This is a genomic window from Cobetia sp. QF-1 (assembly GCF_002213105.1).
Lineage (GTDB): Bacteria > Pseudomonadota > Gammaproteobacteria > Pseudomonadales > Halomonadaceae > Cobetia > Cobetia crustatorum.
The window spans coordinates 529,443-553,607 of record NZ_NBVS01000001.1 but is presented as its reverse complement, the minus strand read 5'-3'; the positions used below and the strand labels follow the sequence as shown (position 1 = coordinate 553,607).

At 58.4% G+C, this 24,165-nt stretch carries 16 protein-coding genes and 1 riboswitch; of the genes, 6 read left to right on the top strand and 10 right to left on the bottom strand.

Annotated features, from left to right (window positions below; translation table 11 throughout):
- Positions 1–9: 9 nt before the first annotated feature.
- Positions 10–2,088, bottom strand: a complete 2,079-nt coding sequence (locus tag CFN46_RS02440; RefSeq protein ID WP_088742599.1) for a DNA topoisomerase III — start codon at positions 2,086–2,088, stop codon at positions 10–12.
- 58 nt (positions 2,089–2,146) lie between these two features.
- A complete protein-coding gene (locus CFN46_RS02435; RefSeq protein WP_035159696.1) occupies positions 2,147–4,051 on the bottom strand; it encodes a hypothetical protein in 1,905 nt (634 codons plus the stop codon).
- A gap of 281 nt (positions 4,052–4,332) precedes the next feature.
- On the opposite strand from CFN46_RS02435, the gene CFN46_RS02430 reads away from it, so the two are divergent.
- On the top strand, positions 4,333–5,292 hold the full coding sequence (locus CFN46_RS02430) for a homocysteine S-methyltransferase family protein (RefSeq protein WP_246116415.1): 960 nt from the start codon (positions 4,333–4,335) through the stop codon (positions 5,290–5,292).
- A 120-nt stretch (positions 5,293–5,412) separates the two neighbouring features.
- Positions 5,413–7,239 carry a YecA family protein gene (locus tag CFN46_RS02425; protein WP_088742598.1) on the top strand — a complete coding sequence of 609 codons (1,827 nt, stop codon included), beginning with the start codon at positions 5,413–5,415 and terminating at the stop codon, positions 7,237–7,239.
- Positions 7,240–7,474: 235 nt separating this feature from the next.
- Here CFN46_RS02425 and CFN46_RS02420 read toward each other — a convergent pair whose 3' ends face one another.
- The gene (locus CFN46_RS02420) at positions 7,475–8,851 is read right to left on the bottom strand and encodes an AmpG family muropeptide MFS transporter (protein WP_088742597.1); all 1,377 of its coding nucleotides are present in this window, start codon (positions 8,849–8,851) and stop codon (positions 7,475–7,477) included.
- Positions 8,852–8,931: 80 nt separating this feature from the next.
- On the opposite strand from CFN46_RS02420, the gene rfaH reads away from it, so the two are divergent.
- On the top strand, positions 8,932–9,459 hold the full coding sequence (gene rfaH / locus CFN46_RS02415) for a transcription/translation regulatory transformer protein RfaH (RefSeq protein WP_024951951.1): 528 nt from the start codon (positions 8,932–8,934) through the stop codon (positions 9,457–9,459).
- A 66-nt stretch (positions 9,460–9,525) separates the two neighbouring features.
- Positions 9,526–10,032 carry a peptidylprolyl isomerase gene (locus CFN46_RS02410; protein ID WP_024951952.1) on the top strand — a complete coding sequence of 169 codons (507 nt, stop codon included), beginning with the start codon at positions 9,526–9,528 and terminating at the stop codon, positions 10,030–10,032.
- Positions 10,033–10,548: 516 nt separating this feature from the next.
- Here the strand turns inward: CFN46_RS02410 and CFN46_RS02400 are convergent.
- Entirely contained in the window at positions 10,549–10,935 is a 387-nt protein-coding gene (locus tag CFN46_RS02400; RefSeq protein WP_088742595.1) for a ComEA family DNA-binding protein, read from the bottom strand.
- 298 nt (positions 10,936–11,233) lie between these two features.
- Between CFN46_RS02400 and pyrF the strand changes: the two genes are divergently transcribed.
- Positions 11,234–11,941 (top strand): orotidine-5'-phosphate decarboxylase, encoded by a 708-nt coding sequence (pyrF, locus tag CFN46_RS02395; RefSeq protein WP_024951955.1) that lies wholly within the window; start codon positions 11,234–11,236, stop codon positions 11,939–11,941.
- A gap of 209 nt (positions 11,942–12,150) precedes the next feature.
- Here pyrF and CFN46_RS02390 read toward each other — a convergent pair whose 3' ends face one another.
- Positions 12,151–12,981: an SIMPL domain-containing protein gene (locus tag CFN46_RS02390; protein ID WP_051510874.1), complete on the bottom strand. Its 831-nt coding sequence runs from the start codon at positions 12,979–12,981 to the stop codon at positions 12,151–12,153.
- 198 nt (positions 12,982–13,179) lie between these two features.
- Here CFN46_RS02390 and CFN46_RS02385 point away from each other — a divergent pair, with 198 nt between their 5' ends.
- The gene (locus CFN46_RS02385; RefSeq protein ID WP_088742594.1) at positions 13,180–14,115 is read left to right on the top strand and encodes an ABC transporter substrate-binding protein; all 936 of its coding nucleotides are present in this window, start codon (positions 13,180–13,182) and stop codon (positions 14,113–14,115) included.
- Here the strand turns inward: CFN46_RS02385 and cobO are convergent, their stop codons facing one another.
- The 5 genes from cobO to CFN46_RS02360 all read right to left on the bottom strand — a co-directional run bounded on the left by cobO (position 14,116) and on the right by CFN46_RS02360 (position 24,153).
- Positions 14,116–14,715 carry a cob(I)yrinic acid a,c-diamide adenosyltransferase gene (gene cobO, locus CFN46_RS02380; RefSeq protein ID WP_024950749.1) on the bottom strand — a complete coding sequence of 200 codons (600 nt, stop codon included), beginning with the start codon at positions 14,713–14,715 and terminating at the stop codon, positions 14,116–14,118.
- A 120-nt stretch (positions 14,716–14,835) separates the two neighbouring features.
- On the bottom strand, positions 14,836–16,764 hold the full coding sequence (locus CFN46_RS02375; protein ID WP_088742593.1) for a TonB-dependent receptor: 1,929 nt from the start codon (positions 16,762–16,764) through the stop codon (positions 14,836–14,838).
- Between the two features lie 133 nt (positions 16,765–16,897).
- Positions 16,898–17,133, bottom strand: a riboswitch (cobalamin riboswitch).
- Between the two features lie 132 nt (positions 17,134–17,265).
- Positions 17,266–18,507, bottom strand: a complete 1,242-nt coding sequence (locus tag CFN46_RS02370) for a NupC/NupG family nucleoside CNT transporter (protein WP_024950752.1) — start codon at positions 18,505–18,507, stop codon at positions 17,266–17,268.
- 228 nt (positions 18,508–18,735) lie between these two features.
- On the bottom strand, positions 18,736–20,670 hold the full coding sequence (locus CFN46_RS02365) for a sodium:proton antiporter (protein WP_024950753.1): 1,935 nt from the start codon (positions 20,668–20,670) through the stop codon (positions 18,736–18,738).
- Between the two features lie 270 nt (positions 20,671–20,940).
- On the bottom strand, positions 20,941–24,153 hold the full coding sequence (locus CFN46_RS02360; RefSeq protein WP_088742592.1) for an FAD-binding and (Fe-S)-binding domain-containing protein: 3,213 nt from the start codon (positions 24,151–24,153) through the stop codon (positions 20,941–20,943).
- Positions 24,154–24,165: the final 12 nt, after the last annotated feature.

Sequence of the window (24,165 nt, the reverse complement as noted above, 5' to 3'; positions counted from 1 at the left end):
AGCGTTATATCAGCTGCTGCCTTTGCGTCGCGAAGCGGCCGGTTTTTTACGTGCGGCCGTACCACCACTGCCACGAGCAGTAGTGGCGCCGCTTGATTTACGCCGTGTGGTCTTGCCTTTTCCCTGGCTGCTACGCCGTGACCCGCCTGTCTTGCGCGCGGTTGGTGTAGCACCCCCGACACTCGCCAGGGCAGCGCTCAGACGGCTGGCAGAGCTATCGGCCAACAAAGCGCGCAGATCGACTATCAGCTCACTCAGGAAGGGGGCTGCCGAGTCACCCTGTTCATAGATCATGTTCAGGCGCTGCTCCCACAGCGCGGTGCGCTCAGGGCGTGAGACAGCCTGAGGCAAAGCGCGAATCAGGGCGCGACCAATACGCGTCGAGCGCATCGCCTGTCCTTCGCGTACCAGGTAGCCGCGATTGATCAACGTCTCCAACATGCCTGCGCGGGTGGCTTCGGTACCGAGTCCATCGACGTCACGCAATGTGCGGCGTACCGCCTCGTCCTCGACATAACGGGCAATGTTCATCATCGCCTGAATCAGGCTGGCATCATTGAAGGGCTCGGGTGGACGGGTTTCCTTCTGCTCGATTCCGCAGTCGATGACACGGGCGGCCTCTCCCAGCTCCAGCGCTGGTAATGGCGTCGGCGGAGGCGTGTCCTGAGACTTCTTGTCGGGCTTGTCATCCGCACCACTTGCGCGCTGAAACAACAGCTTCCAGCCTTCATCAATGAGCGTACGCCCACTGGTGCGGAACGGCTCACCGGCAAAGGTGAGCTCGACCTTGACCTCGCGATAGCGGTGCGGAGGGTAAAACTGCGCCAGCACATTGCGCGTAATTATGCGGTAGAGGTTGGCTTCATCACGATTCAGGCGTGCATAGTCCGGCTCACGTCCAGTGGGGGCCAGTGCATGGTGAGCGCTGACCTTGCTGTCATTGAAAGCGCGGGAGCGCAGGCTGAAGTCTGCGCCCCCACTGAAGCGTTCGAGCTCGTCATCACCACTGCAGGCCGTGATCATGATATTGGCCATGCCAGCGTGATGCTCGCGTGGCAGATAACGACAGTCGGAACGCGGATAGGTGATCAGCTGATGACGCTCATAGAGCGCCTGACAGGTATCGAGCACCTTTTGCGCCGGCAGACGAAAGCGGCGTGAGGCATCCACCTGCAGCGCCGAAAGAGAATAGGGCAGCGGGGCGGGTTGTGACTTGTCACTGGCCTCAACGCTTTCAACATGACCATCACCGAGGGTGGTCAGAGTGGCGAGATGCCTCGCGAGACGTTCGGCGGGTCGGCTATCCAGCAGGCGTCCCTTGTCATCCAATGGCAGCGTCGTGCCCTTGGCGGCGAGGCGCGCCAGCCAAGGTGAGCCGGCGGCATGCCACCAGGCTTTCAGGCTACCGGCTGCCACACCGGCTTCGATCCACAGCGGGAAGAAAGCACGTGGCTCGAAGTTCTCGATTTCCTCGTCGCGGCGCACCACCAGCCCCAGCAGCGGTGTCTGCACGCGGCCAACAGATAGCACGCCATCATGACCGGCCTGACGTCCCGTCAGTGTCCAGGCGCGAGTCAGATTCATGCCGTACAGCCAATCAGCCCGCTGGCGAGCGAGTGCCGCCTCATACAGCGGCTGCCAACGCTGATTGTCTTCGAGCTTGTTGAGTGCGCGGGTGACGGCAGGGCGGTTCATGTCGCTGATCAGCAGACGCTTGACCGGGCCGCGCCAGCGCATGTGCTCTAGTACTTCTTGCACCAGTAGCTGACCTTCTCGATCTGGATCGCCAGCATGTACGACTTCGCTTGCCAGCTTGAGTTGCTCGCGGATGACCTTGAGCTGGCCGCGTGCCTGACTGCGTGGCTTGAGCTTCCATTTATCGGGAACGATCGGCAAATGTTCCAGTGACCAACGCTTGAAGCGTTCGTCATAGTCATCCGGTGGGGCCTGCTCCAGCAGGTGGCCAATGCACCAGGTAACGCGGATGTCTCCGGCCTCGATATAGCCGTCGCGCTTGGCGCTGCGGCCGGGTAGCGCATCGGCAATGGCACGGGCAAGACTGGGCTTTTCGGCGATGATCAGACGCATCGGTCATCCTGAGGCTGCATGGTGATTCATACAGTATGCCGTTGGCGGCGCGCGGGGATCAATCGTCGTCGAGGGAGCGACGGGCCTGTACCAGCGCGCGATACCAGTCACGGTTGGCGGTCTGGATCATCGCCGGGCGATTGGATAGATAGCTGATCGGGTGGTGATCAGCCGGTTGGTAGTTACTGAGCATGTTGAGCGTCGCTTCGCGAGCACCGAAGGTGTCACGCAGAAATTCAATGGCTCGTGGCTCCAGTTCGACGCGATAGTGGCGCACGAGTGCAATGGCCAGCGACTCGGCGGTGCGCGACAGGTCATCATCAATCTCGCGCACCATGGCGCTACCCAGTGCTGCCTTGGCAGCGGCCGACTGATTGGGTTCCAGTTGGCCGAAGTAGGCAGCATTGGAGCCATTGATGGCGCGCTGTACCGCAGGGCGTGACAGGTGTATGTGAGGCTCAAGCGCCAGTGCTATCTCGATGGCCATCGCCTTGGCCTTGTCGACACCAACGCGCAGTACCGTCTCGCGGGCCTGATAGGCAATTTCGCTATCGACGCGCTTGATACGACTCTCTTCAAGATGATCAGCGATGTGCTTACAGACCTCTGCCTTGGCCTCATCGTCCAACGCGATGGTCTTTTCCTGAATGCGCAAACCGCGCCGGCCAGGCCCGACGCGTAGCCGCGTGGCGCCATCCGACATCTGAGAGGTGATGTTCTCCCAGCGCTTGGACATCTTGAGGAAGACAGCATGGCTACGCCCGACCTGATCGTAAGCGTTGGTCACTGTCTTGTAGAGGCGGATGGCATTGGTGAGAATGTCGGCGCGAGCCCGCAATACGGTGCGGTGTTCGCGATCGCCTTCGCCCACGGCGATGGCCAGGTGAGTCACTTGTTCGGCGAGTGCATCCATGGCTTGAGTCGAGCGTTGTAGCAGTACTTCGGCACGCAGACCCGAAGCGGCATCTTCGACCAATGTGCCGGACTCAGCCAGATAGATGGTCAGTGCCTTGAGACGTGATAGCCCTGTGGCCTGACGAATGCGGTAGCGAGAGCGCGCATGTTCGAGATTGTCCAGCGTCCGCGCCAGCTTCCAGCGGCCACGATATTCAAAATTGAGCAGCGGAATCTTGCGACCGCTGATGAGCTCGAAGGCCAGAATCAGCATCTCTTCCACATCCTGCAGCGTCATCAGCAGGTCGTTGTCCTGTTCGATGGCCGCCAGCACACGCTCGATGAAGTTCTCGTCACGCGGAACGCCCTTGTGCAGATCAGGCGCGCGACCTTCAAAGCGTTCACGCAGCAAGCCGATCGCTTCTGGTGCCAGCTCTGATAGCTCATTGAACTGCGGGTCAAGCCACTCGCGATTCAGGCTATTGATATCGCGGATGCGCGCATGCAGGCCGATACGACGATAGACATCAATCTGACTGATGATGCGTGCAGCATCGCGGTCATCCAGTAGCTCTAGTGCCGCAAGCTCAACGCCTTCGGGGGCGAGATCCTGTTTGCGTAGCAGCATGGCGGCTGCCTCACGGCGGCGAGCATCACCCTCGAGACTTTCGACAATCAGATTGCGCGTCGCGAGGATCAGCTCTGGCACGGTATCGATCACGCGCTCGATCTTGGCCTCGGTACGGTCATAGCGGCGCGAACTGGTCAGGTTGTGGGCGATGTTGGCGATAATCCCCGCCACGCCGGTGATCACCGTGTAGGAGATGAAGAATATGTAGTTTTCGAAGGTGGGCTCTTTGCCATAACCGAGCAAATAACCGCCCCAAGCACCCAGCAGAGTGACAGGACCTGCCGTCCACAAGATCTGCGTCAAGCTGACCGACCACGGCACACGCTCTACCGCCTGAGTAATGCGGCGAATCTCGTCGCGGCCCTCGCGCTCAAGACGCACCTGTGGGGCATCATTGGCGTTATTGACGCGAGGACGAAAAGGACTCGGCAACAGCAAGGTGGGCTTCCTTGATCAGGGCGGGGCGCGTGGGGAGGAGCATCAACGGGACACTACATCATTGACGTCAAGATCGTCGGCAAGATTGCCGATGACATCGTCGATAAGGCCGTCATACGAAAGGCGATGCTAACAGTAGCATTGGCCGACCTTTTGGCTCCAGTGAACTGCGGGCCGAAGGTGTATTGCACATGCTAGAATTCTGGCCCTTGACTGGCCGCAAGACCAAGACTGACAAGCCATCGTTATCCTATATGTCATCAAAGACCTCAGGAGGTTGTGTGGAACGTGTAGAAGGCACTGAGGTTGGAGTGGAAACCGTCACAAAGTCTGGAGCGGTCGTATTGCTGGATGGCGGAATGGGCCAAGAGCTGATTAGACGCAGCGGATGCACACCGACACCGTTGTGGTCGACCCAGGTGATGTTGGATCAGCCCGAGATGGTGCGTGATCTACACCTTGATTTCATTCGTGCGGGTGCGCGTGTCATTACGCTCAATACCTACACCGCCACACCGCAGCGTCTTGAGTTGGCGGGTGCAGGGGACTCCATCGAGAGGGTACACGCGGCGGCTACCCAGGCTGCACGTGACGCGATAGCACTGAGTGGTGAAGCCGGCATCAAGGTGGCGGGTTGTTTGCCGCCGCTGGTGGCAACCTATCGCCCGGATGTCGCGCCGGATTATGTCGTATCGCTGGCAAGCTATCGTACGTTGGTCGCGCTGCAGGCACCGCATGTCGATGTCTTGCTGTGCGAGGCGATGTCCTCGTGTAATGAGGCCCGCGCTGCTGCTACGGCTGCACTGGAGAGCGAGCTGCCGGTATGGGTCGCGCTGACCGTCAAGGATGATCAGCCGTCCACTCTGCGCAGTGGCGAGCCGCTGGCGGAGGCCATCACGCTGTTGGAGTCGCTGGGTGTATCGGCCATCTTGCTCAATTGCAGTGCGCCGGAAGCCATTGGAGGCAGTGTGTCGACTCTGCTCGCCAGCACGCTACCGACGGGTGCCTATGCCAACGGCTTCACCTCCGTTGCCGCCTTGCAGCCAGGCGGGACTGTCAGTGAACTCAAGGCCCGCCAGGATTTGGGGCCAGAGCAATATGCGACGCTGGCGCTTGGCTGGATAAAGGCCGGTATCAGCATCGTCGGCGGCTGTTGCGAAGTCGGGCCAGCCCATATTGCTTGTCTTGCAGAGCGCTTGAAAGCTGCCGGTTATTCGCTCGAATCGAGTCTGGCGAAGTAGCATTGTCCCGTCGACAGATGAGGGGCAGAAGCCGTCATGATAGACTTCGCCTCCTGATTCGCAGGGCCCTGACGGGCGTTGTGCCTTTAGTCCTGTGAAACGTGTTTTTTTGGAGATGCCATGCTTGCTGAGTGGGTCGAACGGCTCTTGAGTTACGCCAGTGGTGCGCTGGAAGCCATCCGCGCAGACGAAACCTTTCCCGCCTTCATGCAGTGGGCACATGCCGAGGGCGTGAATTATGTCGGCGGGGATGAAGCGCTCGCCGTGGCGTTGGCGCCAGTACTGTGGAGTCAGACACCGCTGGTGCGCCTGAATTTTGCGCGCGAGTCGCTGGCGCCACCGAATCGCAATGAGCCTTGCTGGTGTGACTCCGGTCGCAAGTACAAGCAGTGCTGCGACAAGGTTCAGTTGCCGCCGATCCCGGACCACCTGATGTGGATGCTGTCGCTGCGCGAGTTCAAGGGCGAGCAACTCAAGGCAGCGCTGGCTTCCGCTCTGGCACCGGCGCAAGCACTGCTTGAGGCGGGCTTGATCAGCGCCGAGGCAGGCAGTCGTGGTCGTGCTCAGCAGATCATGGAGTCACTGTTTGATACTAGTGACTGGTCGCGTCTGCCTGAGCAGGCTGAGCCCGGTTTTGAGTTGCTGTTGGATCTCTATCAGGAGCGTGGTTTCACGCGCAAGAAAGCGTTGCTGCTGGATGAGGTGCTCGAACGTGGCCCTGCATTCCTGCGTGGCGTCGCGCTGGAGCATCAGTGCCTGCTGCACCTCGACAGTGATGATCTCGGCTCAGCACGGGCAGCGTTCATTCGTGCCCAGCAGACACTGCCGGATTCTCCGACGCTGGCCTATATCGAAGCCATGTTACTGCTGCACGAAGGCCAGCCGGAAGAAGCGCAGGATCGCGCTCGCTTCTGGTGGCGGCGTCTGGCCAAACAGAAAGATATCGAGCCCGGACAGCTGGAATTTCTGGCTGACCTGGCCGAGAACCCTCGCGCGACGCTAGCTGAGCAGATGGTCAATTCCGATGAGTCACTCTCGGACTCACTGGCCTCGCTACAGGCGTTGTTTGAGGTGCTGACACGCCCGCCACGTCTGGCGCTCGAAACACAGGAGGATGGCAGCCTGCTGTTTGGTCAGAATGCTGAACAGGCTGTGACATTGGGCCTGTGGGAAGCCGTATTCCCGGCGCGTATCGAAGAAGAGGCGGCACTGGCACTCGATATCGACCCGTGGGAAACGCAGGACCCGAACGATTGGCTTCAGCAGCTTTGTGCCTGTCCGGAATGGCTTGATACGCCTGCGGTGTGCCAAGGGCTGATACTGGCACTGGCGAGCCGCTTCGGCAGCTTGCCGTGGATGTCTGATGCCTTCTTCGTGCCGCTGGCGGAGCGCTTTGGCTACTGGCTTGATCAGATCGAAGAGGCGGGTGGCCTGCTGCGCTGGGAGGATGGCGACAATGCCCAGCTGCTGCGCTGTGGTCTGGGACTGGTCATCGGCATGGAGCGTGGCGAGCGTGAACGTTCGCGTCAGCTGGCGGAACGTCTGCTCAAGCTCGATGAAGAAGACAGTCTCGGGCTGCGGGAGCTGGTGCTCGATCAGCTGCTGCGCGAAGGACGCAACGATGAAGCCGTCGTGCTGGCGGAGCATGACCTCGAGCGACGCACCGCCGATGAAGAGATGCCGCTGCTGGGTATCCTGATGGGGAAAGTGCTGGCGCTCTATCGTCTGGAGCGACAGACCGATGCTCAAGAGGCGCTCGTGATTGTGCGCGAAGCCAATGCGCACCTGATCAATCTGCTGCTGGCAGAAAATCCGCGCCCAGTGAGCCTGGTTGTGGATGCACCGGAACCTGGTTCACGTGGTGAGGCTTGGCAGTATCGGACACTGATGCGTGATCAATGGAAGCGCAGTGCAGGTGCACTCGAATGGCTAGCCAAGCATCGTTAGATAAGCACCGTTAGTCACTCGGTGCTTTGCAGAAGAAAGCGATGTCTTGTAGAAGACGCAAAAACCCCGCAGTGCCCAGGCACTGCGGGGTTTTTTATGGTGAATGCTCTTGTATTGAATCTGACTCGACGCTGAATAGCGTTGACGCGCTCCGGCCTATCTTTGGGGAGGGCGTGATGAACCTGGCCCCCCCCCCCGAGGAGTTCCTTTGGGCGGCATACCTCCAGTGACTCAATCACTCTGCCGGTATGGCTGGCGACTTATGAGGGGTGGCCAGCATCGCCCCCCAGTGACGGAAGCGTAGCAGCAGCAGTAGGCCCGGGATGGCGGCAAGGGTACAGATCCAGAAGAAACTGTCCCAGCCAGCTGCCTCGGCAAGGTAGCCGGAAGGAGCAGCGATCACGACTCTTGGCAAGCCCATGATTGAGGACAGCATGGCGTACTGACCCGCGGTAAAGCGCTTGTCGGTCAGGGCGCCCATGAAGGCGATGAAGGCGGCACTGCCCATGCCAGCTGCCAGATTCTCGAACGCTACTACACCCGCAAGCCAGGGGAGGGAGTCTCCGACATGGTGAAGCCACACGAAGCCTGCGGTCGAGATCATCTGCAATAGCCCGAACCACCATAGCGCCCGGTAGATACCGATGCGCATGATCATCAGACCGCCAAAGAAGGTGCCTGCCAGTAATGGCCATAGGCCGAACAACTTTACGGTGGTACCGATCTGGGCGTTGGTGAAGCCGATATCCTTGTAGAAAGGCGTAGTCAGGTTGCCCGCAACGGAGTCGCCAAGCTTGTAGAGCAAGATGAACAGTAACAGCCAGATGGCACCATCGCGCTTCATGAAGTGGCGGATGGGGTCCCACAGGATTTCATGCAAGTGGTGGGCGCGCGGTGCTGCATGGGCCTTGGGCTCAGGGGCGAGCAGAGTGACCAGCATGCAGGCACCGAGCGCGCCAGCCATGATCAGGTAGGTGATGCGGAAGCCGATCAGGTCCGCCAGCACCAGGCCGCCCGCCGAGGCTAGCAGCATGCCGATTCGGTAGCCGTAGACATAGAAGCTGGAGCCGAGGCCTAGCTCATGGTCCGGTAGATGCTCGCGGCGATAGGCATCGATGACGATATCTTGCGTAGCGCTGAAGAAGCTGACTGCCAACGCAATGGCGCCCATGGTCAGCGGTGCCATGTGCGGATCTTGCAGCGCGAGCAGCGCAATCAGCGCTGTCAGCGCTAGCTGAGCGATCATCAGCCAGCCGCGCCGTCGTCCCAGGACAGGCGGCATGATGCGGTCCAGCAGCGGAGCCCACAGGAATTTGAGTGTATAGGGGAGTCCGACCAGCGCCAGCAGCCCGACTGCATCCAGCGCCACGCCGGCATCGGTCATCCAGGCCTGAAGCACGCTACCGGTCAGCAGTAGCGGCAGGCCAGAAGCGAAGCCCATCAGGAACGTGATACCATGACGACCAGCGAGTAAGCGTAAATCCTTTGAAGTCAAAGCCTTGCCTGTCCTTGCCGAGAGTGTGACCGCACATGCCACCCGCGATGTTTCGATGAAGTGATCGCGTGTGCCTTCAGTTGCCGGATTGTCGCACTGCCTGTCTGCAAGAGCCATGTATTGTCCTGCATGGAGGCAGAAGAGCAGACTGATCCCCAGGATGAATTCATGAGACAGGCAGGCAATGAGAGATCATCATGAGTGAAGCCCGAGATGCCGCCAAGGCGCGCTGGTACCTTATTCAGTGCAAGGGTGGAGAGTCCTTTCGTGCTGCCGAAAACCTGACTAACCAAGGTTTTCATGTTTTCCATCCTTTGCTTGAGGTGGAGAAGAAGCGGGGTAGCAAGCTGCGCTGGGTCGAAGAGCCCCTATTTCCCTATTACCTGTTCATTCGACTGGACCAGGTCGATGATAACTGGCGCCCCATTCGCTCTACGCGAGGCGTGCTCAAGCTTGTCAGTTTCGGCACTACCCCGACAGCGGTGTCCACCTTGCTAGTCGAGGCACTAATGGCCAGTGGTGAGTCTCGCAAAGGCCAACCCGCGGAGAATGTCTATTTCCGTGCTGGTGAGCAGGTTGAGATCATTGATGGACCGCTCACCTCACTTAGCGGTGTCTTTGAAAGCAGCAAGGGTGATGAGCGTGTCATCGTGCTGCTCAACTTGATCAATCAGCAGCAGCGCATCGAACTTTCCAGTCGTCAGTTACGCCGTAGTGAACACTGACATTTGTTAAGTACTATCCCTTCTGAGTCTCATCATTTTCAGCCACATGACGTGAGTGGAGTCCCCATGATCATTTCTCCGCAGCAGGTGGTCAGCCTGCATTACACCTTGCGTACCGATGACGGTGCCACTCTGGATAGCTCTCTTGACCGTGAGCCGATGGATTATCTGCACGGTCACGACAATATTCTGGCGGCATTGGAAGGTGCGCTGGAAGGTTGTGAGGTCGGCGCCCAACGCGTTGTCTCTTTGACACCTGCCGAAGGTTTCGGTGAGCGTGATGAAGCGCTCGTCCAGTATTTCGGGCGCGATGCCTTTGGCCCTGGCGAGATTGAGGCAGGTATGCGCTTTCAAGCCCGCACGCCCGAGGGGCAGCGCTCAGTGACGGTACTTGAGGTGGGTGAGCAGCAGGTCAAGGTTGATGCTAACCACCCACTGGCGGGCCAAGCGCTGGTTTGGGATGTGGAAATACTCGATATTCGCGCTGCCACGCGTGCGGAGCTGTCAGCAGGCCACCCGCTGGGGCTCGAGGTCAGCCATACTGAGGTCGAGGACAAGAAGGTTCGTCGCTGAGAGTGATGCATGGTGGTAAAACGAGTGTTGTGCAAATAGATTGCCAGTAAAAAAGAAGGCGCCTCGACAATGGTCGAGGCGCCTTCTTTTTTACTGGTGGTATGCCTTCTGTAATGACGTAGCGTCCATAGGGATAAAAATTGATATGGATCATGACTGTGCGTGTGGGCGAAGCACTGCATGATGTGGCTTGATACAGATCACCTTTCTTATTCAGATGTTGCGATATTCTATTGTCATCAGGAAAGGCATCAACGAGTCAGAATGTGTCGATCGCAGACAGAGGTTGGCATTGAAGGACACCTCTTGGGGAAGAGGCAGGTCAAGGATGGCCTATCTGTCAGAGTCTGACATTTTCAGGCGTCAGTCTTACCGTCAGGGGAAGGGGGAAACCCCATTGGCCGGCCTTCTGGTCGGCTTTTTTAGTGGTGTGTCATTTCAGAATTCAAGGCAGATCAATTTCTTGTCATGAAGACGCCACAGCTAATGCTGTGGCGTCTTGTGTCGGTATTATCATCAGCTTTCGTTTGCCACTACCTTGGTGAGAGCCTCAGAGGTAGCCGCCTGTTGATCCGTTGTCTTGCTCATTGCCGTGGATGGTATCGCAGCAGTTGATGCATTGGCTGATGAAACCTTGGTCGTTTTGCCCAGCGTCAGAGTGGTGTCCATGCGCTGTAGCGTATTGGTGCTGATACCTTTGACATCCGCCAGTTGCTCTACCGTAGTGAAAGGCCCATTGGCTTCCCTCCAGGCCACGATAGCCGCGGCCTTCTTGTCGCCTATCCCCTTGAGCTGAACGAGTTGCTCAAGATTCGCCGTATTGATGTTCAACTCTGCCGCCTGGCTGAGTGAAGAGAACGCCATCAGGCCTGCTACGACAAGTGTTCCGAGTACAGTTTTCATGATCGAATCCTTTGGTCATGATGTGGTGGTCTTGGAGGTAGAGTGCTCGGGCTGACCACCTGTCGCCCAGTGCGAGAATTACTGTGGCTGAAGGATGAGATTTGTAGTTATTTAGAATTAAACGATTACTCACTCTTCCACGCTTTTCGGCCATCAACGCAGAAAAGCACTAGTGCAGGTAGCGAGCTGATTCGTTTCATCTTTCTGTAGGCATACAGGTGAAGAGGGGAGCGCTATAATGCTGCCCCGAACCCATGACCCTCTGTCATTGCGCCTTGTCTCAACGCCCGGAGCCCGGATGCCTGTCACGACTTCACCCCTGATCATCGCCCTTGATTACCCTGACCTCGCTTCGGCGATGGCCATGGCGGACCAACTCGATCCGGCACGTTGCCGTGTCAAGGTCGGCAAGGAACTGTTCACGCGTGTTGGGCCGGATATCCTCACGGCACTGCACCAGCGTGGCTTCGAGATATTTCTCGATCTCAAGTTTCATGATATTCCCAACACGACTGCTCAGGCCGTGCTGGCAGCTGCTGAGCATGGCGTGTGGATGACCAACGTACATGCAGCTGGTGGCGCACGGATGATGGAAGCTGCCGCCAAGGCGTTGACCGCACGCAACTTGAAGACGCAGCTGATCGCCGTGACCGTGTTGACCAGCATGGAGCAGCAGGACTTGGCGGATGTGGGGTTGGATGTGACACCGCTTGAGCAGGTTGAGCGCTTGGCGACACTCGCCCAGCAGAGCGGAATGCACGGTGTAGTGTGCTCGGCACGTGAAACACCGAGTCTCAAGGCCTTGTGTGGTCCGGACTTTCTCAAGGTGACGCCGGGTATTCGTCCGAGCTTTGCGCAGGTGGGTGATCAACGTCGCACCATGACACCTGGTGAAGCGATGGCCGCTGGCAGCACGCACCTGGTGATCGGTCGTCCTGTCACTCAGGCTGATGAGCCGATGATGGCGCTGTCCGCTATCGAGCGAGAGTTGGGTGGCCTGGCTTGAGCATGCACTGCTGAACTTGGGCTGCTGAACTTGGGCTGCTGAACCTGAGTCGCTGAGCTTGGAATGAAAAACGCCAGCCGCATGATGAGCGGCTGGCGTTTTGTACATCAGAGGGCTGTCAGATAACTTCCGGCGGAGCTCAGTTAGTAGAGCTCAGTTAGTAGAGCTCAGTTAGTAGAGCTCAGTTAGTAGAGATCAGTTAGTAGAGATCAGTTGGCAGAGTCTAGTGTCCAGCTGACCTGCACATTGCTCTCCAGGCTCAGTTCACCGGGGCGATATTCGCTGCCACTGCTCTTGGCTTCTGCCATGTCAGCACGCATGGCCATCATCGGCGGGCGCGAGTTGTTGGAAGACTCGTTGATCGACTGTACCGCTCCCAACGTGGCACCCAGTGTCTGTGCCATCAATTCAGCCTTGTGGCGTGCGTTCAGAAGCGCTTCCTTGAGTACCTTGTCTTCCAGGGCATCACGATCGCTGAGCTGGTATTGCACACCGGCAAGCTGATTGACGCCTGCCCCCAGCAATAGATCAATGACCTCGGGCACCTGATTGAGGTCCGTCAGTGAAATACTGATCGGGCGCTCAAGATGTGTGCGCTGCCACTGCTGCGGGTCCTGATTGTTGTCGTTACGCTGATAGTACTGCTCAGGCCGCAGGTTCAGGCTGCCGGCACTGATCTGACGACTATCGATACCCGCCTTTTCAAGCGCTTTGATCAATGTCGCCATCCGTGTCTCCAGTGTTTCGCGCGCCTGACGAGCGGCTTCACCTTGTGCCTTGCTGTCCGGCGCCTTGTCGTCCACCTTGCGAGCGGGTGTCTTTTCCCACAGGCGTGCCTCGATACTGGCCTTGTCGGGGGCCGCTTCGACACTTGCGCTGGCACTGACATTGACCAGTGCGGGTGCTGGGGTCTGATTAGCATGAGCAGTGCCAAGTGCACTCAGGGCCGTGAGTGTCATGCCAAGACTGAGTGCCAAGGTTTTACGGCTGATACGCACGGGGCGAGCGGCGGGCAATAGGGTAGACATGATATTCAACATGGAAGCTCCTTGGATTCATGAGCCTGGGCTCGGGCTAGTGGCGAAGGTGCCGGAGAAAAGATAAAAGTACCGCGCATCACCTGATGTCATATTCATGGAGAGGGAGCCCTCAAGGCAATGACGGGTGAACAGTTATTTTTAGATATAACTCATGGAGAAGGTGCTCATTGAATAAACGCTGCATGGAGGAGGCACAGCATGAAGGAAGCTGAAACCTCCCAATACTTGAGTGCCGCGATTGCCAAACGGTTAGCGTGGTGCATCTGTCTGTGGGTCAGCTTTGGTGTTCTCCCGGTGCTGGCGGCATCGCCGGTGACTGCTATCGACGATAGCGGCAAACACGTCACGCTGCCACAGGCAGCCAAGCGAGTGATCACGCTGGCGCCGCATGCCGCTGAGCTTGTCGTGGCGGCGGGAGGACTTGCGTCATTGGTTGGCGTCAGCCAGGGCAGTGATTACCCTCCCTCAATCGTGCAGCTTCCCCGTGTTGCCAGCTATCAAGGGCCTGATCTGGAAGCGGTGCTGACAGCGAATCCATCGTTGATCGTGGCGTGGGGCAGTGGGCTATCAGAAGAGATGCGCGGGCGGCTTGCGGCGCTTGGCCTTGTTGTCTTCATCAGCGAGCCAAGGGCCCTGGCGGATGTGCTGTCCAATATCACGCGTCTAGGACAACTGATGGGCACACAGGCAGAGGCGGACAAGCGAGTGGCTGCACTCGCGACACGTATCGATCAACTCGATAGCCACTCACTGACAGCAGGAGGCGAGCCACTGCCGGTCTTCTTCATGCTCGGTGATAGCCCGATGACGACATTGGCCGGCGGGCATCTGGTCAATGAGCTGATTCGTCGTTGCGGCGGAGAGCCTCTGCTGGCGGATGCACCAACGCTGGTGCCACAGATTCGTCGTGAGTCGCTGTGGTTGGCAAAGCCACGCTTGATTCTGCACCCTGTGGCCGCTGGTAGTGCGCGTCAGCGCTGGAAGGCTGAATGGCGAGCGGGCGCCGGCCCGCTGGCGTCGGTCGCTCTGGCGGGGCTTGATCCTGATCTGATCAGCCGTCCGGGACCGCGCAGTGTCGAGGCGATGGCAGAGGTCTGTGCTGCCATCGCGAAAGTGCGTGCTGCCTCACGTTGATTAGAAGTCGATGCCACGGCGGGCCTTGAGGCCGTGATTGAAGCCATGGCGGACTTCGGACATCTCGGTGACGGTATCGGCACAGGCGACGATCTCGCGGTTGGCATTACGGCCCGTGATGATGACAGTCTGCTCTTCTGGGCGATTTTCCAGCGCAGTCATCACCTCTTCCAGCGATAGATAGCCGAACTTGACCATATAGGTCAGCTCATCCAGTACGACGAGGTAGACGCTATCGTCTGCCATCATACGCTTGGCTTCCTGCCACACGGCCTGGCAGGCGGCGGTATCAGCTTCACGATTCTGGGTATCCCAGGTGAAGCCGGTCGTCATGGCGTGGACTTCCAGATTGGCATCTTCCGCCAGGCGCTCACGCTCTCCGCATTCCCACAGCCCCTTGATGAACTGGATGACGCCAACCTTGTAGCCATAGCCCAATGCACGAGTGATGGTGCCCCAGGCCGCCGTCGTCTTGCCCTTGCCATTGCCGGTAAAGACGAGCAGCTGGCCACGCTCTTCATTGGCCTGTGCCACCTTGTCATCGACATGGGACTTGAGCTTCTCCATTGCCGCTTTATGGCGAGTATTACGCTCCGTCATGTTACTCCTCGTGTGCACGTTAAGTGCTCTTGCATTTCATATAAATGTCTTTTGAATCAAAGTACTGTGCCGACCCATAGGTCGGCACAGTACGCTTGACGTGCCGCGAGGCAGCATGCCTTAGAAGCTCAAGGTCACGCCGCCTTCGAAGTAGCGGCCCTGGGTGTTATAGCCATTCACCAGCTGGTAATCGCGATCGAACACGTTATCCAGCTTGGCGCTGAGCTTGACGTTTGCCATCACTTGCCAGCTGGTTCGCAGGTCGAAGACGCCATAGCCAGCGGTACGCGTATCCGAGAAGGTATCGGCATCGGTATCGCTTCGGCTAGCGCTGCCGCGCAGGGTGGCACCGAAGTTCCAGTCATTGAGAGCGTAATCGGCATCCAGGCGTGCAAAGCGCTGAGCACGACGCTTCAGCTGTTTGCCGGTATCGCGATCTTCCGGGTCCTGCCAGGTCATGGCGAGGTTCACGCTGAGTGCTTCTCCTTTCCAGCCACTGCTCAGTTCCACGCCACGAATACGCGATCGATCGATGTTGATCGGCGTAAAATCAGGGCCTTCGTAACTGATCAAATCGTCGATGTCAGTCTGAAAAGCATTAACGCCTACGTGCCAGTGTTGTTGCTGTAGACGCCAGAAGATCTCGCCAGTGGTGGAGGTCTCGGCATCCAGATCCGGGTTGCCTGAGCCATACGGGCTATAGAGATCAATCAGGTTGGGAGCCTTGAAGGCGCTGGCGTAGCTGGCACCGATTTGTTGGGCATCTGTCAGGTCGAAGGCATAGCTGGTGCCGCCGGTCACCTGATGACCATAACGATTGTCATCGTCATAACGTATGCTGGTATTCAGGTGATGACGTTGTTGCTGAACCTGCCAACTACCGTAGATTCCCGTCGCGTAGCGACTGTCTACTTCGTAGCCCCTCGCAATGAAGAACGGACCGTCGGCGTCCAGACTTTCCTCGCGGTGATCGATACCCAGACTCAGAGTGCCTACCTTGGTGTAGAAGTCGTGACGGACTCCCACCTCGTTGCGTGCGCTGGCGACACGCCCGGCATCGCTACCGGCTTCAGTGTTTTCGTACTCATCACGGGTACGTGCCACGCTGACCGTCATGTCCCAGTTCGGATTGAGATGAGTGAGAAGACTACCATCCAGTACCAGCTGACTACCTTCCCCAGTGCAGTCCTCGGAAGTACCGAAATTACAGTCATCGTAGTCATAGTCGGTTTCGGTATTCGCGATACCCAGTGACAAGGTGGCACGCTGAGAGAAGTCGTGGCTCAGGCGTAACTCCGCACCGGTTGCTTCAAAGCCATCATCTTCACTGCCGGTATCACGCGCCGAGAAGCCATCGCTCTCGGCATGATGGATATTGGCTGACAGGCGAGTGTCGTCTTCCACCGTGCTGAACTGGGCATTCTGGCGGAAGGTACCATCGCTACCTGCGCGAACGGTGACTTCGGCATGCTGGCCAGGTGTTGTGCCGCCACGCGTGATCAGGTTGATCACTCCGCCGATGGCATCGGCACCATAGACGCTGGCACGCGGACCACGCACGATCTCGACGCGTTCGATCGCTGATAGTGGCAGGAATTCAAAGCGCGCCAGGCCATCGGCACTATTGGCCACTCGCTGGCCATTGACCAGCACCAGTGTGTGGTCGGATTCCGTGCCACGCATGAACAAGCTGGTCTGATTGCCCATCGGTCCTGTGCGCGCGATTTCGATGCCATTGCGTGATTGCAGTAGATCCACCAGCGAGCTGGCCTGCAGACGGTCTATTTCGTCACGCGTGATGACTTCGGTGCTGGCCAGGACATCATTCTGGAGTTGCGGAATGCGGTTGGCAGTGACTTGGACGGTCTCCAGCGCATCGGATGACGCTTCAGCGGCGAGGGCGGTGGGTGCCAGTAGCATGAGGCTACCCAGCGTTGCGCCACTTAGTGTGAAGGATGCCAGGCGCGGGCTGCGCGTAAGGAAGGGCGTAGCTACAGCAGATTCACCGGACTGCGCGGATGCGCGACCGTTAGTGTTATAGGTATTCATGAATGATCCTCAGGCGTCGGACGCAATGAGGAGGACAGGCGTGACAGGGTGCGTGAACACACATCGTCCTGACGCACCTTGACTGACAAGGTGCGCATACGGACGATTTGCCACTGGTGAGGCCCTCCGCATCAACCAGTGTGGAAGCAAGGGCCGGTCTCCGGACTGACGCCTGGCGGACTTCATGAAAAGAAGCCTCACCCTCTCATGCGCCTTCCCACCTCCTTCCCTTGGGAGACGCCTGTGTTAACAGACTATCTCGGAGGCAGTGGCTGGCCAATACGGCCTGCATGAGCGTTGCGATCACCGTTGCGGGGGCAGTACGGGGCTTTCACCCGTTTCCCGAACACCCTAGCTTCAACGCAGGTATTGTCTGAGGCGGGGCAGAGTGAGTCAATAACGTATCTTTGGATACAACAACGCCCGCATGAGGCGGGCGTTGTTGAAACGATGATCGTAGCATCTCTTGCGCGCGATCTTTCGACGACACAGATGGTCGCCTTAAAGCGATAGGAACAAGCCTGCGAGGCTTGCCGACATCAGGTTGGAGAGGGTGCCGGCAAGAATCGCCTTCATGCCCATCTGTGCGATGTCACCGCGACGGTTGGGCGCCATCAGTCCCAGTCCACCCATCAGGATAGCCACGGAAGATAGGTTGGCGAAGCCACACAACGCAAAGATGATGATCGCTTCAGAATGTTCGGACAGCTTGATCTGGTGACTGGCGAGGTCTGCAAAGGCGACGAACTCGTTGAGCACCAGCTTTTGACCGATGAAGCTGCCTGCCTGGATCGCTTCATGCCACGGCACGCCGATGACCCACGCGACTGGAGCAAAGGCATAGCCCAGCAACAGTTGCAGCGTGATGTCGTCATAACCGAACAGACCACTGACCCACCCCAGAATGATGTTGCCCAGTGCGATGAGCGCAATGAAGGCCAACAGCATGCCGCCGACATTGATGGCCAATTGCACGCCAGACGCCGCACCAGACGCTGCAGCATCGATCACGTTGGCGGGGCGATCCGTGTCCTTGGCGAGTGCCTCTTCGACGCTTTGCGTCTTGGTTTCCGTTTCCGGAATCAGCATCTTGGCCATCAGCAAGCCACCCGGTGCTGCCATGAAGGAAGCGGCCAGCAGGTACTTGAGGTCAATGCCCAGCGAGGCGTAACCGACCAGCACTGACCCGGCAACCGAGGCAAGACCCCCTGTCATCACCGCGAAAAGCTCAGAACGTGTCATGCCCGCGATGAACGGACGCACCACGAGCGGCGCCTCTGTCTGGCCGACAAAGATATTGGCTGCGGCGGACAGTGATTCGGGACGGCTAGTGCCGAGCAACTTGGACAGACCGCCGCCCAAGACATTGATGACCACGGTCATGATGCGTAGGTGGTAGAGCACTGCAATCAAGGATGAGAAGAATACGATGATCGGCAGGACGCGCAGTGCGAACACGAAGCCACCGCCGCCAAATACCTCGAACATCTTGTCGCTGACCAGACCGCCGAACAGGAAGTCCATGCCGACATTGGCACTCGACATTACTGCTTGAACACCCTTGCTGAGAGCGAGCAGCATGTCCTTGCCAGCAGGGATGTACAGCACGAAGATCCCTAGCGCCGCCTGGATGGCAAAGGCCCCCAGTACGGTACGCAGGCTGATGGCGCGTCGGTTTTCAGAGAGAAGGAAGGCAATTCCCAGCAGGGCTAAGACGCCCACCAGGCCCATGACGATCTGCATCAAGCAGCTCCTGAATGCGTAGGTGTTACGTTTGAGGACAAGGCAATATCACTGGCCATCGGACGGCATGGCCAAATCAGGCGCGTACTCTACCAGCATTTTCCCTAGCTGTCGGAGTCTGCCACTAACGTTTAACGCATTTTTTGTGACGCGCGCGTCACGCCCTCAGGCGCTGACACCATAAGGCCCGCAATGTGTGGGCCTTATGGTGTTGGATAACGGATTGTTTCAGGAATTGGTGTCGGGCAGGCGATTGGCAGGCAGCGGTGCAGAGATACCGGTATCTGTGGCAGACGCAATGCGACTGTCAGTCTTCTGAGACTTGTCTTGCTCGGCTTTGTCAGCCTTGGATTGAACAGGCTTGGTCAGCTCCGGCGAGTCAGGATATATCAGGCTGATCAGCGTCTCGCCTGGCTTGGGCGTCAGAGGCAGATTCGCTGTGGCGATACGGATGCGGCCCTGATTATTGATGCAGAACAATGTCAGCAGACGGTCTTCATGAATGGCGCAGTAATCGTCGAGGCTGAAGTTTTCAGTGATGCTTGTTCGCCGCAACTGGCCTCCTTGTGACTGCAGGCTGGCCAGCTTGGCGTAGGTGACCTGACCATCGAACAGTAGTGGAAGGTGGCCTAGCGCTTGATCCTGCTGGCGCTTTGCATTCTTGCCATTGTCTTCTGCCAGTCTGAATACACGTCCGTGGCCGAGAATATGCTCGAAATGCAATGCGGCAAGACTGTTGAGTTCACGGTAGGGGGACAGCGGTATCAGATGGCCAATCCCGGTCAGTTCCAGATGTTGGACGGCATGTTCAGACAGAGGATTGCCGTAGTAGACCGGCAGGCCCGCCATGCGCGCTTCCTGTACGGCGTCCCAGTTGGTGTCGGTCAGGCGTACCGAGAAACCGGCTTCTACCAGCTCGCGCGCCACCATGCGTGCCACTGAGTTGGCACCAAGAATCAAGAACCCGGCGGGCGGTGGCTCGCCTACACCAAGCATCTTGACGATAGGGCGTGATAGCAGGCTCTGGACCACCACAGTGCCGATGATGACGAGAAAGGTCATCGGCACTAACATCTCCGCGCCCTCAATGCCTTTTGCCTCGAGCTTGAGCGCGAATAGCGAGGCTACTGCGGCGGCGACAATTCCGCGCGGTGACAACCAGGCCAGCAGCGCTTTTTCGCGTAATGTCAGTCCACTGCCCATGGTGCATATCCACACGGTCAGTGGGCGCGCGATCCACATCAAGACACCGAGGAAGATCCATGCTGGCCATGAGAGTAGCGACAGCTGATCTACCGTCAGACGACCGGCCAGTAGCAGGAATAATCCTGATATCAGCAGGATGGTCAGTGTTTCCTTGAACTCGATGATTTGCTGAGTTGGCACGCCACGCATATTGGCTAGCCATACGCCCATCACGGTGACGGTCAGCAGCCCAGACTCATGGAATAGTGCGTTGGAAATGGCGAACAGGCCCAGCATCACCATCAGAGTGCCGAAATTGTGCAGTTTCTGTGGCAGCCAGAAGTGCCGCAATACCAACCCCCAGCACCAGCCGCCCACCGCCCCCATGCCCAATCCGAGGCCTACCGTCTGGGCAAACAGTACCAGCGTATGCGAGGCAGCATTGCCGGTCATGCCCAGTGCCACGTACTCATATACGAGTACTGCGAGCAGGGCACCGACCGGGTCGATCATGATGCCTTCCCAGCGCAGAATCTGAGTCAGATTGCCGCGTGCACGTAGTGTCTGTAGTAGCGGCATCACTACGGTGGGGCCGGTGACGACGAGCAGGGCACCGAGCACTGCTGCCATCTCCCAGCGCATATCAAGTAGATAGTGTGCTGCGACCGTGCCGATGACGCCGGTGATCACAACACCAGTGGTGACCAGGCGCCTGACGATATGGCCATGGCCGCGCAGGTCCTTGAAGTCGAGTGTCAGGCTGCCTTCAAACAGGATGACGGCCACCGCAAGCGATACCAGCGGGAAGAGCAGGTCGCCCAGTAACTCGTCTGGCTTCAGCCAACCAGTGACCGGGCCGGCCAGAATGCCGACAATCAGCAGGGGCAGGATTGCCGGTAGACGCATGCGCCATGCCAGCCACTGACAGCCAAGGGCCATCAGGCCGATCATGGTCAGCGCCAGAGCGGGTTCTGTCATCGAGAGTCTTCCTTGGAATCAGCGAAAATGAGCGGTGCCACTTCTGCGGTCACCGCTCATCAAATCATTGTGTCCTGGCCTTGCAGACCAGCGGCTAACAGCGCACGCACCAATGTCCTGCGCACAGATGCCTTGTGTATCTTGCCCAACCTTTACGGACGGGAATGCGCGCAGCCTAGCCGCTGATTTCGTGTGATGCAACGCTGGGTTGCCCAGCTGACAACGCTGATGCCAGCCCTCGCACATTTCTCGATGACGATGATCTACCGGCTACTGCACACGACGTAGCAGCGGTAGCAATGTCTGCAGGGGATGTGGCAACTGGCTGCCCGAGAAACGTTTGCTCTGGCTACGGCATGAGTAACCACTGGCAACCAGTTTGTTCTGATTCGCTTCATCCTCGACCACTGATTTCCACGATAGATCATAGATGGTACGTGAAGTCGCAAGATTGCGTGCCTCATGCCCGTAGGTGCCCGACATGCCGCAGCAGCCGGTAGCAATGGTCTCGAGATTGAAGCCAAAGGCCGCATAGACCTGCTGCCAGGCCTTGGCCGCGCCGGGAGCATTGGTGCTCTCGGTACAGTGGCTCAATAGCTTCATGCCCGGGTCCATCTTGCGTAGCGTAGCCTTGGTGATTCCCGTGGGCAGCAGCTTGCGTAGGCTGATCAACCACTCCTGTAGCAGTAGCACTTCTGGCACGGCCTCAGGCCCCAGTGTCTTCACATATTCCTGGCGATAGGTCAGCGTCATCGCGGGGTCGATGCCGACCAATGGTACGCCGAAGTTGGCCAGCGCCTTGAGTCGCTCAGCCTGACGGCGAGCAGTGTGCATAAAGGCACCAGTGAAGCCCTGTACTTGCAAGGGCTTACCATTGGGGGCATAGGGCGCGACGAACACGCGGATATCGAGGCGCGACAGTAGCTCGATGATGTCGATCACCAGCTGGGCTTCGAAATGGCTGGTAAAGGCGTCCTGTACGATGATGACGCTTCTGGCTTTCTGGGCTTCCGTCAACCTGCCGAGTTGAGTGGCAGAAGCTTCAGCCACCCCCCAGCTCTTGAGCTGACGACGCAGACTGGCGCGAGACAGGTGCGGCGCATCCACCATGCCGATGGGGCCTTCCATCAAGCGACTGACCAGTCGATTGGCCAATAAGGCGTTATAAAACGGTGTGACTCGCTCGGCCCACGGCAATACGAATTCGAGACTGCCGATCAGGTAGTCGCGCAGCGGGCGCTGATAACGGTGATGATAGACCTCGAGGAAGCGACTTCTGAAATCGGGCACATTCACTTTGATCGGACATTGACCCGCACAGGATTTACACGCCAGGCAGCCTGCCATCGCGTCATACACTTGCTGATCGAAGCCCGTTTCATCGCTATCTGGACGACCTTTCACTGCTCGACGTGCTTTGAGCGACGCTCCAAGGCGTGCTGGCAAGCGTGCTAACCATAGACCAGTGCCCTTGAGCCCAGGTGTACGCGCCGCCTGAGCTTCAGCGAGCACGTCGCGACCGGCATTACCCTCAAGGCGTAGCCATTCGCGCATCAGACTGGCACGCCCCTTGGGTGAGTGAATGCGCTGGCGGGTCGCCTTCCACGACGGGCACATGGCGTCGCTAGGATCATAGTTGTAGCAGGCACCGTTGCCGTTGCAGTAGACGGCGCTTTCGTATTCCTGCCATACGCGCTCATCGATCTGACGGTCGAGATCGCCGCGCATGGTCACTTCATCAATCCGCATCAGCCTGGGATCAAAGGTCCCGGCGCCAGAGACTGAGGGGGTAGTAATATTTTCCTTTGCATCCGTCTCAACGGCATCTGATGCAATCAAGGCATCGGCAGGACGAGGTGACGCGATCTTGCCTGGATTGAGCTGATTGAGTGGGTCAAACGCGGCTTTCACTTCCTGCAAGGCTTCATAGAGGCTGCCGAAGAAACGGGGAGAGTATTCAGAACGCACGCCCTTACCGTGTTCTCCCCACAGCAAGCCGCCGTACTTGTGGGTCAGTGTGGCAACCTCATCGGAGATCTCGCGAATCATCGCCTGTTGAGCGGGATCTTTCATGTCGAGCGCCGGACGCACGTGAAGCACGCCAGCATCGACATGGCCAAACATGCCGTAGCGCAGACCGCGTGCATCCAGTGTTGCGCGGAATTCAGCGATATAGTCGGCCAGATGCTCCGGCGGCACCGCGGTGTCTTCGACGAAGGGTAGTGGGCGCGCTTCGCCCTCGACATTGCCGAGTAGACCGACTGAACGCTTGCGCATGCCATAGACGCGACTGATCTGTGCGCGGCCGCGGGCCTCGGTAAAGCCGAGGCGTTCGACACTGGTATCGCTGGCCAGGTGCTCACTGAAAGCGCGCACCTTGGCGTCGAGTTCATCCTCTGAATCGGCATTGAATTCGATCAGATTGATACCGCCGATCGGTGGCGTGCCTGTATCGCTTGCGGGGAAGAATTCCTCGACGCTATCCCACACGAAATCCTGCATGGCGAGATTGAGCACGGTGTCATCTACCGTCTCGATGGAGGTCGGGCGATTGCCCGCGACCGCCATCAGTGTCTTGGCGTCACGCAGCGCATCCATGAAGCCTGCGTAGCGCAGATTGATCAGCGTTGAGCATGGCGCGATGGGCAGCACATTCAGCTCGGCTTCGACGATGAAGCCCAACGTGCCCTCGGCGCCACACAGCAGGCTATTGAGATTGAAACGGCCGTCGGCTTCACGCAGGTGGGCCAGATCGTAGCCGGTCAGGCAGCGATTGAGCGGCGGGAAGATGGTATTGATTTCCTCGGCGCGCTCATCAGCGATGGCGCGGGCAGTACGGTAGATCTCACCGACGCGATCATCACGTGCACAGAATGATTCAAGCTCGGCCTCATCAATGGTGTGACTGTGCAGGCGCGTACCATCCAGCAGCACGCTATCCAGTGCCAGCACGTGATCGCGCGTCTTGCCATATTCACAGCTGCCCTGACCGGAGGCATCGGTGTTTATCATGCCGCCGAGCGTGGCGCGATTGGAGGTCGAGAGCTCCGGTGCGAAGAACAGGCCATGTGGCTTTAGCGCGGCATTGAGTTGGTCCTTCACTACCCCGGCTTCGACACGTACACGACGATTCTCGACGTCAATCTCGAGAATGCGGTTCATGTGACGCGAGACATCGACCAGCAAGCCATCATTCAGCGACTGACCATTGGTGCCGGTGCCACCGCCGCGCGGGGCCAGCGTGACGCCGACGAAGCGTGACTCATGGGAGAGACGGGCGATGCGCTGCACATCCTCGGCATCGCGTGGATAGACCACGGCCTGAGGCAGCACCTGATAAAGAGAGTTATCGGTCGATAACACGGTGCGGTTGGCATAATCCGGACTGATATCACCGGCAAAGCCTGCATCACGCAGGGCGGCCAGGAAGTCCAGATAAAGGGCATCGACGGGGGCAGGCGTATTCAGCAGGCGTTCAGTCATGATCTCGCTCGG